The following is a 13,396-nucleotide window of genomic DNA, read 5'->3' as shown; positions in this document are numbered from 1 at the left end:
ATCGCGCGGATCCCCAGGCCGCCCGCGCCGACGATCAGCGCGACACCGCCGAGCACCTCGGCGGTGTCGGCGCCGGAGGTGCCGCCGCCACCGGTGCCGACCCCGCCGTGCGGGCCGCCGCTGGGCGTGGCGCCGGGCGAGTGGCCGGGGGAGACCGACGGCGAGTGCGAGGGGCTCGGGGACGTGGACGGCGAGGGGGAGGAGGTGGCGCAGGAGACGTCGAAGACCTTGTGCTTCGCGCTGCCGTTCTCGCCGACGAACGTCCAGTCGAGCTTGTAGTGCCCGTCCGGGAGGGTGAACAGGCCGGTGGCGCCCATCCCGCCGACCAGGGTGATGGAGCCGGACAGCACCTGGGCGGTGCCGGTCGGCGGCTGCTGCTCGATGGTCCAGTTGACCTGCTGGACGGTGTCGAAGTTGAAGGCGTCCAGGTAGAACCTGCAGACCTTCGGGTCGTCCCGCCGGTCGGTCACCAGTGTGGTGCTGTCGTGCACCTTGACGTCGCCGTTGTCGCCCGGCGCGGCGAAGGCGACCGGGGCTCCGCCGAGCGTGAGCACGGCCGCGACGCTGGCGGCGGCGAGCAGACGGCGGGCGGACGGCAGGGTGGCGGAGGTGGGTCTCACGGGGGTTGCTCCAGGGTCCGGGGCCGCTCCCGGGGGCGGGCGGCCGTGGTGCACACCGTCCGGGCGGGCACCCTGCGGAGCAACTGTGCCACGCGTGCTCCACCCCGGGTTCCCCACAATGGCCCAGCCTCCGCCCTGACTGTCCGTATGCTCCTCAACGCGCCCCGTTCCACCCCGTCTCGCCGGATTAGTTGCCGCGTCAACTTCCTTACTGGAGGCATACCTTGGTGTTCCGTAGCGAGTTCCCGGACGTCCCCGTCGTCGACCTGCCGATCCATGACGCCGTACTCGAGGCCGCCACCCGGTACGGCGACCGGCCGGCCCTGATCGACGGCCTCACCGGCGAGGAGGTCAGCTACGCCCGGCTCGCCGCCTCCGTCGAGCGGGTCGCCGCCGGACTGGCCGAGGCAGGGGTGCGCCAGGGCGACGTGGTGGCCCTGTTCAGCCCCAACTCGGTCGTCTACCCGATGGCCTACTACGGCGCCAGCCGGACCGGCGCCACCGTGACCACGGTGTCCTCCCTCAGCACCCCCGGCGAACTGGCCGGCCAGCTCGGGGACAGCGCCGCCCGCTGGCTGATCACCGTCTCCCCGTTCCTGCCGACCGCCCGGGCCGCCGCCGAGCTGCTCGCCGCCGCCGGCCGCCCGCTGACCCAGGTCATCGTGCTGGACGGCGCCGAGGGCCACCCCTCGCTCGCCGACCTGCTCGCCGCCACCGGCCCCGCCCCCGAGCCCGCCATCGCCCCCGGCGAGGACGTCGCCGTGCTGCCGTACTCCAGCGGCACCACCGGCCTGCCCAAGGGCGTGATGCTCACCCACCGCTCGATCGCCACCAACCTCGCCCAGACCGACGCCCTCTACCGCCCCTCGGTGGGCGAACGGGTGCTCGCCGTGCTGCCCTTCTTCCACATCTACGGCCTGACGGCGCTGCTCAACCAGCCGCTGCGGTGCGGCGCCACCGTGGTCGTCCTGCCCCGCTTCGACCTGGAGCAGTTCTGCGGCGCGATCGAGCGGCACCGGGTGCAGGGCCTGGTGGTCGCCCCGCCGATCGTCCTCGCCCTGGCCAAGCACCCGGTGGTGGAGCGCTTCGACCTCTCCTCGGTCGAGTACCTGCTGTGCGCCGCCGCCCCGCTGGACCAGGACCTCGCCGAGGCCTGCGCCCGCCGGCTGGGCCTGCCCCACCTGCTCCAGGGCTACGGGATGACCGAGCTGTCCCCGGTCACCCACGTGGTCTCGCCGACCGAGCAGGACCCGGTGCCCGGCTCGGTCGGCCGGCTGGTCCCCTCCACCGAACTGCGGGTCATCGCCCTGGACGGCTCCGGCGACGACCTCGGGCCGGGCGAGCAGGGCGAGCTGCTGATCCGCGGCCCGCAGGTGATGAAGGGCTACTTCGGCCGGCCCTCCGAGACCGCCGCCATGGTCGACGCCGAGGGCTGGCTGCACACCGGCGACATCGGCTACGTCGACGGGCGCGGCTACCTCTTCGTCGTCGACCGGGTCAAGGAGCTGATCAAGTACAAGGGCTACCAGGTCGCCCCGGCCGAACTGGAGGCCGTGCTGCTCGGCCACCCGCAGATCGCCGACGCCGCCGTGATCGGCGTCCGGGACGCGGAGGGGACGGAGTGCCCCAAGGCCTTCGTGGTCCGTGCCCGGGGCAGCGAGCTGACCGCGGAGGAGGTCACCGGCTACGTGGCCGGACACGTCGCCCCCTACAAGAAGGTGCGCGCGGTCGAGTTCGTGGACGCCGTCCCCAAGTCCGCGGCCGGCAAGATCCTCCGCCGCGAACTGCGCGCCCGCGAGGCCTCCCGCTGACCCCGGGCCCCACCCCCGGCGGCCGAGGACCGCGGCCGGTCTGTGAGGATCGACCCGCCGGGCCCCGACCGGAACAGACCCCATCGACACAGGAACTGCCACCCGCCATGACCAGCCAGCCCGCCGTCCGCACCCCCCAGCAGGACCGTAGCCGCGCGACCCGGGCCCGGCTGCTCGCGGCGGCCGTGGACTGCCTGGCCGAGCTCGGCTGGCAGGGCTCCACCGTCACCGTTGTCGCCGAACGGGCCGGCGTCTCCCGGGGCGCCGCCCAGCACCACTTCCCCACCCGCGAGGACCTCTTCACCGCGGCCGTCGAGCAGGTCACCGCCGAGCGGCTGGCAGCCGTCCGCGCCCATGCGGACGAACTGCCGGCCGCCGGCCCCGACCGCACCCGGGCCGTGGTCGACATGATCGTCCGCCTCTACACCGGCCCGCTGTTCCGCGCCGCCCTGCACCTGTGGACCGCCGCCGCCACCGAGGAGGGCCTGCGCGAGCGGATCGTCGCCCTGGAGGGCCGCGTCGGCCGGGAGGCCCACCGGGCCGCCGTGGAGTTCCTGGACGCCGACGAGACCCGCCCGGGCGTGCGCGAATCGGTGCAGGCCACCCTCGACCTCGCCCGCGGCCTCGGCCTGGCCAACCTGCTCACCGACGACAGCCTTCGACGTTCCGGAGTGATCCGGCAGTGGGCGGGCGTTCTGGAGAGTACGCTGCGGCCGGTACGCCCATGACGCCCGTACAACCGAGCGACCGGACGCCCCCTGACCAAGGGGTCGCCGGGCGGCCGATGTCCGTGCAGTCTGGAGAAGAAACCCGGCCGGCACCGACCGCGAGGCCCACCCGGCCGGGCACGAGCCGAACCGGGGTGCTGCCTGAATGCACAGACACGAGTGGGACGCGACCGACGCCGCCGGCCCCGTACCGGACAGTGGCCCCGCACGCCCCGAGGGCCACCGCCTCGTCCCGCTCGCCACGGTCCTGGTCCAGGGCGACGGCCTGATCCTGCACTGGAGCGAGGACGCCGAGGCCCTGCTCGGCTACACCGCGGACCAGGCCGTCGGAAGCTACGCCGCCCAGCTGCTCACCGACCGGAGCGACCGCGCCGACGTGCTCGCGATCTTCCAGCGGATCCTGTCCGGCACCGACACCTCCTTCGTCTTCCCGGTCCGCCACCGCGACGGCCACAAGGTCGAGCTGGAGTTCCGCACCTACCCGATCGCCGGGCCCTCCGGCACCCTGCTGCTGCTCGCCACCGCCTCGGACACCCGGGCCGTCCACGCCATCGAGGCCGACCTCGCCGTGCTGGACGGCATCTTCGGCCGCTCCCCGATCGGCATGGCCGTGTACGACACCGACCTGCGCTACGTCCGGATCAACGAGGCCCTCGCCCGGATGAACGGCGTCCCGGTCGCCGCCCACCTCGGCCGACGGATATCCGCCGTCCTGCCCGGCATCAACGGCGCCGAGATCGAACAGACCATGCGGCAGGTCCTCAAGACCGGCAAGCCCGTGGTGGACGCCCGCTCGCACGGCCGCGTCCCGGGCGACCCCAAGCGGGACCGCGCCTGGTCCGCCTCCTACTTCCGGCTGGAGGACTCCACCGGCCGGGTCTTCGGCGTCTGCTCCTCGATCATCGACGTCACCGAGCGCTTCCAGGCCGAGGCCCGGGCCGCCCGCGCCCAGGAGCGCCTGGCCACCATCGCCGAGGCCACCGCCCGGATCGGTACCACCCTCGACCTCCAGCGCACCGCCGAGGAACTGATCGAGGCGGTCGTCCCCCGGTTCGCCGACTTCGCCACCGTCGACCTGCTGGAACCGGTCCTGCGCGGCGCCGAGCCCACCCCGATCCTCGCCGACCGGACCGTCACCCTGCGCGCCGTCGCCGTCGGGGAGAACTACGACACCGGCCTCGCCCACGCCGTCGACGTCGTCGGCGAGACCTCCGAGTACGCCCCCGACCGCAGCTACACCCAGTGCCTGCGCAGCGGGCGCCCGCTGCTGCGCGCCCATGTGGACGAGGAGGTGCTGCGCGGCCTGGTGTCCAGCGAGGACCGGGTCGCCCCCGGGATGGCGGCCGGCATCCACTCGTACCTGATGGTGCCGATCACCGCCCGGGGCATGGTGCTCGGCGGCTCCGAGTTCATCCGGATGCGCAACCCCGAGCCCTTCAACGACGCCGACGTCGCGCTCGCCGAGGAACTCGTCGCCCGCACCGCCCTCGCCCTGGACAACGCCCGGCTCTACCGCCGGGAGCGGGAGACCGCCCTCACCCTCCAGCGCAGCCTGCTGCCGCAGGAGATCCACCGCACCCTCGGCCTGGAGATCGCCTACCGCTACCTGCCCAGCAGCGTGGTCAGCGAGGTCGGCGGCGACTGGTTCGACGTGGTGCCGCTGTCCTGCGGGCGGGTCGCCCTGGTGGTCGGCGACGTGATGGGCCACGGCATCCGGGCCGCCGCCACCATGGGCCAGCTGCGCACCGTCGCCCGCACCCTCGCCACCCTGGACCTGCCGCCCGAGCAGGTCCTCACCCGGCTGGACGAAACCGCGTCGGGGATCGGCGAGGGCCAGTTCGCCACCTGCATCTGCGCCCTCTACGACCCCCTGGAGCGCACCATCCAGGTCGCCTCGGCCGGGCACCTGCCGCCGGTCTGGGTCGGCACCGACGGCACCGCCCGCAGGATCGAGGTGCCGCCCGGCGTCCCGCTGGGCGTCGGCGGGGTCGCCTTCGAGTCCATCGGCTTCACCCTCCCCGAGGGCGCCATGCTCGCCCTCTACACCGACGGCCTGGTCGAGCGGCGCGGCCAGGACCTCGACCACGGCATCGACCTGCTCACCCGCACCCTGGCCGGGCCCGGCCGGACGCTGGAGGAGAGCTGCGACGCGGTGATCAGCGCGCTGGTCACCGACGGCACCGAGGACGACATCGCGATGATCATGGCCCGGGCGCTGCCGGTGCCCGCCGACCGGATCGCCACCCTCCCGCTCACCGGCGGCGGCAAGCTCCCCGGCCAGGCCCGCCGCTTCACCCGCGCCACCCTGGAGGCCTGGGGCCTGAACGCGCTCTCCGACTACGCCGAACTCCTGGTCAGCGAGCTGGTCACGAACGCCCTGCTGCACGCCGAGGCACCGCGCCGGCTGCGGCTGTTCCGCGACCGGGTGCTCACCGTCGAGGTCTCCGACGCCGGCGGCCAGACCCCGCAGCTGCGCCCCTTCGCCGAACAGGACGAGGGCGGGCGCGGGATGTTCCTGGTCAGCGAGCTGGCCCAGCGCTGGGGCAGCCGGCTGACCAGGGACGGCAAGGTGGTCTGGGCCGAGCTGGAACTGCCCTTCGGCGCCTCCTGAGGCCCGAACCGCGAGAACGGCCGTTCCCGGATCGGGAACGGCCGTTCTCAGCCCTGTGGGCGTGTCCTCACACGGGCACCTGCGGCCGCTCCGGCTCGACGGCCGGGACCGGTTCGGCCGCCGCCGCCGTCGGCGCGGACAGCCCGCGCAGCAGCAGCCAGGCCAGGACGCCCGCACCGACCAGCAGCACCCCGGCCAGCAGCCCGGCGCTGTTCATGCCGTGCACGAAGGCGTCCTTCGCGCTCGCCAGCAGCGGCTGGGCCACCTCCGGCGACAGCCCGCGTGCCGTCTCCACGGCCGCGCCCAGCGACTCCCCGGCCCGGGCGGCGACCTCCGGGGAGGCGCCCGCCGGGACGGCCAGCCCGCCGGCGTAGATCGAGCCGACCACCGAGCCGACCAGCGCGATGCCGAGCGCGGTGCCCAGCTCGTACGCCGTCTCGGAGACCGCCGAGGCGGCCCCGGCCTTGTCGGCGGGCGCGGCGGTCAGCACCAGGTCGGCGCCGAGCGTGTAGACCACGCCCTCGGCGGTGCCGGTGACCAGGAAGGAGACGGCCAGCAGCAGGTAGGTGGTGTCCTGCTGCAGCCAGCCCAGCGCACCCGCGGCCAGACCCATCGCCAGCAGGCTGGCGGTGAGCGTCTTGCGGGCGCCGAACCGCCGGGCGATCCGGGCGGTGAGCAGCCCGCCGGCCACCGAGCCGGCGAAGGCCGGCAGCTCCGCCAGACCCGCCTGGAGCGGCTCGTAGCCGCGCACCAGCTGGAGGTACTGGGAGACCACGAAGATCACGCCGGACAGGCCGACCAGCGAGATCAGCGAGGCCGTGACGGCGGCGGTGAACCGCCGGTCGCGGAACAGCCGGACGTCCAGCAGCGGGGTCTCCAGCCGCAGCTGGCGGCGGACGAACAGGGTGAGCGCGGCGGCGCCCAGCAGGAAGGTGACCGGGACGTCCCAGCGGGCCACGCCGTGGGCGGCGGCCTCCTTGATCCCGTAGACCACGCCGATCACACCGGCCAGCGACAGCACCACGCTCAGCACGTCCCAGCGGCCCGGCTTCGGGTCCTTGGACTCCGGCAGCAGCCACGCGCCGGACACCAGCAGCAGGAGCAGCACCGGGATGTTCAGCAGGAACACCGAACCCCACCAGAAGTGCTCCAGCAGCAGCCCGCCGACCACCGGGCCGAGCGCGGCGCCGGCGGTGGCGGCCGCGCCCCAGATGCCGATCGCGGTGGCCCGCTCCCGGTCGTCCGGGAAGAGGCCGCGGATCAGCGAGAGGGTGGAGGGCATGATCGTCGCGCCGGCGACGCCGAGCAGTGCCCGGGCCAGGATCAGCCAGCCCGGCCCCGGCGCGTACGCGGCCAGCAGCGAGGCGGCGCCGAAGGCGGCGGCGCCGGTCAGCAGCAGCTTCTTGCGGCCGATCCGGTCGCTCAGGGCGCCCATGCTGACCAGCAGGCCGGCCAGCACGAAGGAGTAGGAGTCGCCGATCCAGAGCAGCTGGGTGCCGCTGGGGCGCAGCGTCTCACTGATGGAGGGGATGGCGAGGGAGAGCACGGTCGCGTCGAGGGCGACCACGGTGACGGCCAGCACCAGGACGGCGAGGCCGGTCCAGCGCTGGCGGGCGGTCAGGACGGGGGTACTGCTCATGGTGTATCGGTTTCCGGTTTCCGGTCCGAGGTGCTGTGGGTGGGGCTCAGGGGGGTGGGAGTCGCGGAGGCAGCGGCGTCCGGCCGGCGCAGCGCGCCGCCGAGGAACAGCTCGGCGAGCGAGAAGGCGGCGTCGCGCGGGGCGAGCCGGCCGTCCTGGATGGCCCAGCCGATGCCGGCCACCAGGTCGAAGAAGGCCTCGCTCAGCCAGGCGGCGCTCAGCTCGATCCGGAAGGCGCCTTCGCGCTGCCCGCGCAGGAAGAGCGCGTGCAGCCGTTCGATCTGGACTTCCCAGAGGTCGTTGATGTCGTCGTTCTCGTAGAGCTGGTTCTCGCCGGCCAGGAAGGCGCAGAGCATGGCGTCCGGGACGGCGGCGTCCACCAGTCGGCGCAGCGCGGCCTCGGCGTCGCCCTCCTCGATGGCGGCGGTGTCCAGGGCGGCGGCGAAGCGTCGCAGGCCGAGCAGGCCGACCTCGCGGATCAGGGCGTCGCGCCCGGGGAACAGCCGGTGCAGGGTGGCCCGGCTGATGTGCGCGGCCCGGGCGATCTCGTCCAGGTGGGCGGTGGGGCGGCGGGACAGCACGCCGACGGCGGCTTCCAGAACGGTGTCGCGGTCGGTGGCCATGCATCGAGTGTAGTCCAGATGAGACATCCGTGTCTCAGAATTATCGTGAGGCTCTCATCTGCGTCACCGGCGGACGGCCTCCGGACAGCGAAAACCGGGGACGGCTGGTGTGCCGTCCCCGGTCGGGGTGGTGCGGGCCGTGTGGCCGGTGTCGCTGTGCTCAGCTCTGGTTGTAGAACCCGGTCTCGTCCAGCGGGCGGTCGATCACCATCACCTCGACGTCCGCCGGGGTGAGCAGGAAGACCCGGCGGGCGATCCGCTCGATGCCCCCCCTGGTGCCGAAGATCAGACCGGAGGCGAAGTCGACCATCCGCTTGGCCTCGGCCTCGTTCATCTCGGTGAGGTCCATCACCACCGGGGTGCTCGCCCGGATGTGCTCACCGACCGTGCGGGCCGCCTCGAAGCCCGTCGGCCGCAGGGAGACGATCTTCGCGGGGGAGGGGACGGGAATCGTCTCCTCATCCACCCACTCGTCGTCGTACACCGCGGCCGGGTAGTGCCCGGAGGGCATCAGCCACCCGTTGTGGTGCTCGTCGCGAAGTGCTCCCATGCCGCGCCTCCCTGCCTCGTCCCGTCTGGTCCCCCGGGGGTGGGTGGTGTCCTTCTTGACACGTCATCCACTCGTCGGAACTGTCCGAGTATCGCACTGTTCACCGGTCCCGTGCCCGCTCGCGGCCCCCGTACGAGTCGCGCCGCGCCGGAAACCCGGGCGGACCCGGGCAAAAGAGAGCGACGCGGCGCAGCGCCGTACGGTTGCGCGCGTAGACCATATCGGTAGCGGTCACCGCGTAATTGACCTTCTGTCAACAATGCGGAAACGATTTCACTCGCCGGTCGAACCGTCCACCAGTTCACGCAGCAAATCCGCGTGCCCGTTGTGCCGCGCGTACTCCTCGATCATGTGGACGAGGATCCACCGGAGCGTCACCTCCTGGCCCTGGCTCGGCCGCTTGCCGACGGTGTCCAGCGGCAGACCGGCCGACGCCCGGCGGGCGCCCTCGATCTCGGCGCGCCAGGTGGCGAAGTCGGCGGCGACGTCGGCGGTGTCGACGTTGTCGAAGTCACCGTCAGGGTCGGCCTCGGTCCAGTAGTGGCCGGTGGCGATCTCCTCGCCGAGCAGGACGCCCTGGAACCAGTGCCGCTCGACCTCGGCCATGTGCCGGACCAGGCCGAGCAGGGAGAGCGTGGACGGCGGGACGGAGCGCAGCCGCAGCTGGTCGTCGGTCAGGCCCGCGCACTTGAGGGCGAGGGTGCTGCGGTGGAAGTCGAGCCAGGAGGTGAGCATGGCGGCCTCGTCGGCGGCCATCGGCGGGTTGACCCGCGGGGTGAGTTCGGTCATGCCACCCATCCTCGCCACCGGCGGGCCGTCGGTGCGAGCGATTTGCGGGGTGGCGCGGACCCGGTCAGCCGGCCTGGGACCGGCGGCGGGCGGCGGCGGCCCGCCAGAGGCCGACCAGGCTGCCGAGCACCAGCAGGACGATCACCCCGGCCGAGACCAGGAAGGCCGCCGAACCGGGCTGGTCCGCGCTGGCGGCGGCGACCACGTACACGGCGGTGGTCGGGACCACGCCGATCGCGGTGGCGACCAGGAAGGGGAGGAAGCGCACCCCGGAGAAGGCGGCGCCGTAGTTGCCCGCCTGGAACGGCAGGCCGGGGAGCAGCCGCAGCACCAGCACGCTGCGGAAGCCCTGTTCGGTGAAGCGCTGGTCGAGGGCGCCGAGCACCTTGCCGCGCAGGTGGGGCTTCAGCGCCTCGCGGCCCAGGCCCCGGCCGAGGGCGAAGGCCAGGGCCGCGCCCAGGGTGGTGCCGAGCACGGCGAGCAGCACGCCCTGCTGGATGCCCAGCAGCAGTCCGGCGACGGCGTTCAGCGCGGGGCGCGGGACGAAGGCCAGCGTGCCGACGGCGTAGACGAGGGCGAACAGCGGCGCGAACCAGTAGCCGGGCATCCGGTCCGCCAGCCCGCCGGAGAGCAGGTCGGTCGGGCTCCACAGCAGCAGCGAGCCCGCGCACGCGCCCAGGAGCAGGACCAGCAGGCCGAACCGCCACCAGGGCGAGCGGGCCGGGCGCGACTGTCCCGGCTCGGCGGATCCGGTGGCGCTCGGCGCGGGGGGCGTGGTCAGGGCTGCGGGCACCGCCCGAGCCTAACCGGTCCCGGTCGCGGGCCGGTCCGTGCCGGGGGCGCTCGGTCCGTGCCGGGTGGGGCGTCCGGTGGGGCCCGGGTGGGGTGTCCGGTGAGGGGCCGGGTCGGGAGTCGACGCCGGTGATCACGATCGGCACGATGGCGGCCCGCGACCGCCGGCCCGGCTGGACCCACAGCTGGGCGGGGCCGGCCACGCTCCTCGCCCGACCGGCTCGGACGGACGGCCCGCGCGGTGCGGAGTGGCGGCATCGATGGCGGTCGGAGAGCTGACGGCCGGCTATCCGGGGCGCCGGGCGGTCCGTTCGTAGATCGTCCCGCCGGGGGCGTACCAGCCCGCCTTCTTGCGGACCGCCGGGCTCGGGTCCTGGGCGTGGGAGGCCCGCAGGGCGGCGACGGCCCGGGGGTCGGTGTGGGCGAACTTGCCGACGAGCTCGGCGGCCCGGTTGCGGACCCGGGGGTCCGGGTCGTCGGCCAGGTGTCGCAGGGCCGGTTCCAGCACCCGGTCGGCGCCCGGTGCACAGGTGTCGCCCTTGCAGCGGTCGCAGGCCAGGGCGTGGAACGCGGCGATCCGCACCTCGGCGTCCGGGTCGTCGGCCATGGCGATGAGCAGGCCCATCGACTCGGTGTCGACCAGGTGGTCCAGCAGCCGGCAGCAGCCCTCCCGGACGGCCGCGCTGTGGTGGGACAGCCCCGCCCGGATGGCGCCGAGCGCCGCGTCCGCGCGGCGGAGCAGCTCCCGGTAGGCCGCCACGGTGCGCTGGGGGTCACCGAGGCAGCTGACGAGGGCTTCGTTGTCGGTCCTGACGAATCCGAGCATGGACCCAGTGTCGAACCGCACCGCCCGTGCGGGCAAAGGGATTTCACCCCGGGGTCGCAGCGGGTGGAACCGTTGGCCACATCGCGGCGGGATCCTTACGGGGGTGCTTCTCGGTCACCTCGCGGTCGCGTTGTCCGGCGCGCTGTCCGGTGTGTTGTCCGGTGTGTTGCCCGCCGGGAAGTCCGGCTCGGCGCGGCGCAGCGCCCCGGCGCCCAGCAGCAGGGCGAAGGCGAGCAGGGTGACCAGGCCGAAGGAGACGGTCAGCGAGGTGGCCTGGGCGAGGGCGCCGATCACGGCGGGGGCGATCAGGCCGGAGGTGTAGGTGACGGTGGCGACGCCCGCGATGGCCTGGCTGGGGTTGCTGCCGATCCGTCCGGCGGCGGCGAAGGCCAGCGGGACGATCACTGCGACGCCGACGCCGATCAGGGCGAAGCCCGGGATGGCCAGCGCCGGGGTGTTGGCGGCCACCACCAGGAGGCCGCCGAGGGTGGCGACCGCCCCGCCCAGCCGGGTGGCGCGGACGGCGCCGATCCGGCGGATCACCGCGTCCCCGGCGAGCCGGCTGACAGCCATGGTGAGCGAGAAGGCGGTGTAGGAGGCGGCGGCGACGGTGGCCGAGGCGCCGGTGATGTCCTTGAGGTAGACGCCGCTCCAGTCCATCGAGGCGCCCTCGCCGAACACCGCGCAGAAGCCGACCAGGCCGATCACCAGCGAACTGCGCGGCGGCAGGGCGAAGCGCGGCGGTGCCTCGGCCTCCTCGTGGGCCCGCAGGTCGGGCAGGCCGTGGCAGACCGGCTGGGCGATGGCGAGCAGGACGAGCGCGGTGACGGCCAGCTGGAGCCGGGCGTCGAGGGCGAGGTGGGTGGCCAGGATGCCGAAGCCGGAGGCCACCAGGCCGCCCGTGCTCCACATCCCGTGCAGCCCGGACATGATCGAGCGGCCGAGGCGCTGCTCGATCTCCACGCCCTGGGCGTTCATTGCGACGTCGGCCATGCCCGCCGTGGCGCCGTACACCAGCAGTACCGCGCAGAGCGTGGGCAGCGAGGGGGCGAGCGCCGGCAGGGTGAGGGCCAGGCACCAGAGCGAGACCAGTCCGCGCACGGCGGCCCGGCCGCCGTAGCGGTGGACGAAGCGCCCGGCCAGCGGCATGGCGAGGGAGGAGCCGATGGCGGGCATCACCAGGGCGAGGCCGAGTTGCCCGGGGGAGAGGTCCAGGCGGTCCTGGATCCACGGGATGCGGGTGACGAAGGTGCCGCCGACGGCGCCGTGCACGCCGAAGACCAGCGCGATGCTCAGTCGGGAGCGGCGTGGTTCGGCGAGTGGTTCGAGGGTGGTGGCGGTCATCTGGCGTTCCCTCCCGGCGGATGGTCCGAACGGTTCGATAAACTATCAGGAAGGGACCCTGATAGAAACGCTCTGGAAGGATGACCGGCCATGACCACCGTGCGTACGGCCACGCCGAGCACCGCCCGGGCCATCAACGACCGGCTGGCGCTCAACCTCCTGCTCGAACAGGGCCCGCTGACCGCGACCGAGCTGCGCGACCTCACCGGCCTCTCCCGGCCGACCGTCGCCGACCTGCTCGACCGCCTCCAGCGCACCGGCCTGGTCGCCCTCGTCGGCGAACGCGGCGAACAGCGGCGCGGCCCCAACGCCCGGCTCTACGCGCTGGTCGCCTCCCGCGCCCACCTCGCCGCCTTCGACGTCCGCGAAGGCGGCGTCAGCCTGGTCGTCGCCGACCTCGCCGGACGCACCCTCGGCACCGCCGACGTCCCGGTCGAGGGCGCCGGAACCCCCGACACCGCCGCCACGATCGTCCGCACCCTGCGGGAGACCGCCCACGCCGTCGGCGTCGACCGGCTGCACACCGTCGCCGTCGGCGCCCCCGGACTGGTCGACCCCGCCACCGGCCGGCTGCACAGCACCGGCCAGCTCCCCGGCTGGCACGCCGAACTCCTCACCGCACTGGGCGAGTTGCCCGACACCGAGGTGATCCTGGAGAACGAGGTCAACCTGGCCGGCCGGGCCGAGCACCGGATCGGCGCCGCCCGGGACCGCGACACCTTCGTGCTGATGTGGCTCGGCCACAGCGTCGGCGCCGCCGTCATCCTGGACGGACGGCTGCGCCGCGGCTTCTCCGGCGGCACCGGTGAGATCTGCTTCCTGCCCGTCCCCGGCGCCACCGGACTGCCCAGCGCCGACAGCTGCGAGGGCGGCTTCCACGGACTGGTCGGCAGCGCCGCCCTGTGCGCACTCGCCCGCGCCCACGCCCTGCCCGTCGGCCCGGCCGACGACGCCCCCGCCGCCGAGGCCGCCGTCCGCCACCCCCGCGAGGCCGCCGAACTCGGCGTCGACACCGAGGAGACCGCCGCCTGGCGGGACGCCGCCGCCGCGATGTACGTCCCCT

12 protein-coding genes are annotated in these 13,396 nt (G+C 74.1%); 4 read left to right on the top strand and 8 right to left on the bottom strand.

Annotation, left to right across the window (positions count from 1 at the left end; genetic code table 11):
- The coding region (locus tag BG452_RS17905) for a hypothetical protein (protein ID WP_188305320.1) at window positions 1–620 on the bottom strand (620 nt) is incomplete at its 3' end.
- Window positions 621–844: 224 nt separating this feature from the next.
- On the opposite strand from BG452_RS17905, the gene BG452_RS17900 reads away from it, so the two are divergent.
- From BG452_RS17900 to BG452_RS17890, 3 genes are all read left to right on the top strand, one after another.
- Window positions 845–2,431, top strand: coding sequence for a 4-coumarate--CoA ligase family protein (locus BG452_RS17900; RefSeq protein WP_188305319.1), 1,587 nt, complete (start codon window positions 845–847; stop codon window positions 2,429–2,431).
- 107 nt (window positions 2,432–2,538) lie between these two features.
- Entirely contained in the window at window positions 2,539–3,159 is a 621-nt protein-coding gene (locus tag BG452_RS17895) for a TetR/AcrR family transcriptional regulator (protein ID WP_188305318.1), read from the top strand.
- A gap of 145 nt (window positions 3,160–3,304) precedes the next feature.
- Window positions 3,305–5,770 carry a SpoIIE family protein phosphatase gene (locus BG452_RS17890; protein ID WP_188305317.1) on the top strand — a complete coding sequence of 822 codons (2,466 nt, stop codon included), beginning with the start codon at window positions 3,305–3,307 and terminating at the stop codon, window positions 5,768–5,770.
- Between the two features lie 67 nt (window positions 5,771–5,837).
- Here BG452_RS17890 and BG452_RS17885 read toward each other — a convergent pair whose 3' ends face one another.
- The 7 genes from BG452_RS17885 to BG452_RS17855 form a co-directional block, all read right to left on the bottom strand.
- Window positions 5,838–7,409, bottom strand: coding sequence for an MFS transporter (locus tag BG452_RS17885; RefSeq protein ID WP_188305316.1), 1,572 nt, complete (start codon window positions 7,407–7,409; stop codon window positions 5,838–5,840).
- Complete coding sequence (locus tag BG452_RS17880; RefSeq protein ID WP_223242366.1) at window positions 7,406–8,032, bottom strand: TetR/AcrR family transcriptional regulator; 627 nt, start codon at window positions 8,030–8,032, stop codon at window positions 7,406–7,408. The genes BG452_RS17885 and BG452_RS17880 overlap by 4 nt, the downstream gene beginning before the upstream one ends.
- Window positions 8,033–8,192: 160 nt before the next feature.
- A complete protein-coding gene (locus tag BG452_RS17875) occupies window positions 8,193–8,582 on the bottom strand; it encodes a cell division protein SepF (protein WP_188305314.1) in 390 nt (129 codons plus the stop codon).
- 273 nt (window positions 8,583–8,855) lie between these two features.
- Window positions 8,856–9,371, bottom strand: coding sequence for a DinB family protein (locus BG452_RS17870; protein WP_188305313.1), 516 nt, complete (start codon window positions 9,369–9,371; stop codon window positions 8,856–8,858).
- A 64-nt stretch (window positions 9,372–9,435) separates the two neighbouring features.
- On the bottom strand, window positions 9,436–10,164 hold the full coding sequence (locus BG452_RS17865; RefSeq protein ID WP_317621107.1) for a TVP38/TMEM64 family protein: 729 nt from the start codon (window positions 10,162–10,164) through the stop codon (window positions 9,436–9,438).
- A gap of 285 nt (window positions 10,165–10,449) precedes the next feature.
- Window positions 10,450–10,989, bottom strand: a complete 540-nt coding sequence (locus tag BG452_RS17860) for a HEAT repeat domain-containing protein (RefSeq protein WP_188305312.1) — start codon at window positions 10,987–10,989, stop codon at window positions 10,450–10,452.
- A gap of 114 nt (window positions 10,990–11,103) precedes the next feature.
- On the bottom strand, window positions 11,104–12,333 hold the full coding sequence (locus BG452_RS17855; protein ID WP_188305311.1) for an MFS transporter: 1,230 nt from the start codon (window positions 12,331–12,333) through the stop codon (window positions 11,104–11,106).
- Window positions 12,334–12,423: 90 nt separating this feature from the next.
- On the opposite strand from BG452_RS17855, the gene BG452_RS17850 reads away from it, so the two are divergent.
- Window positions 12,424–13,396 (top strand): ROK family transcriptional regulator (locus BG452_RS17850; protein WP_188305310.1); only part of this gene is annotated, 973 nt, incomplete at its 3' end.

Source organism: Streptomyces sp. CBMA123 (genome assembly GCF_014596465.1).
In the GTDB taxonomy this organism is placed as follows: domain Bacteria; phylum Actinomycetota; class Actinomycetes; order Streptomycetales; family Streptomycetaceae; genus Kitasatospora.
This window is presented reverse-complemented; position numbering and strand designations above follow the sequence as displayed.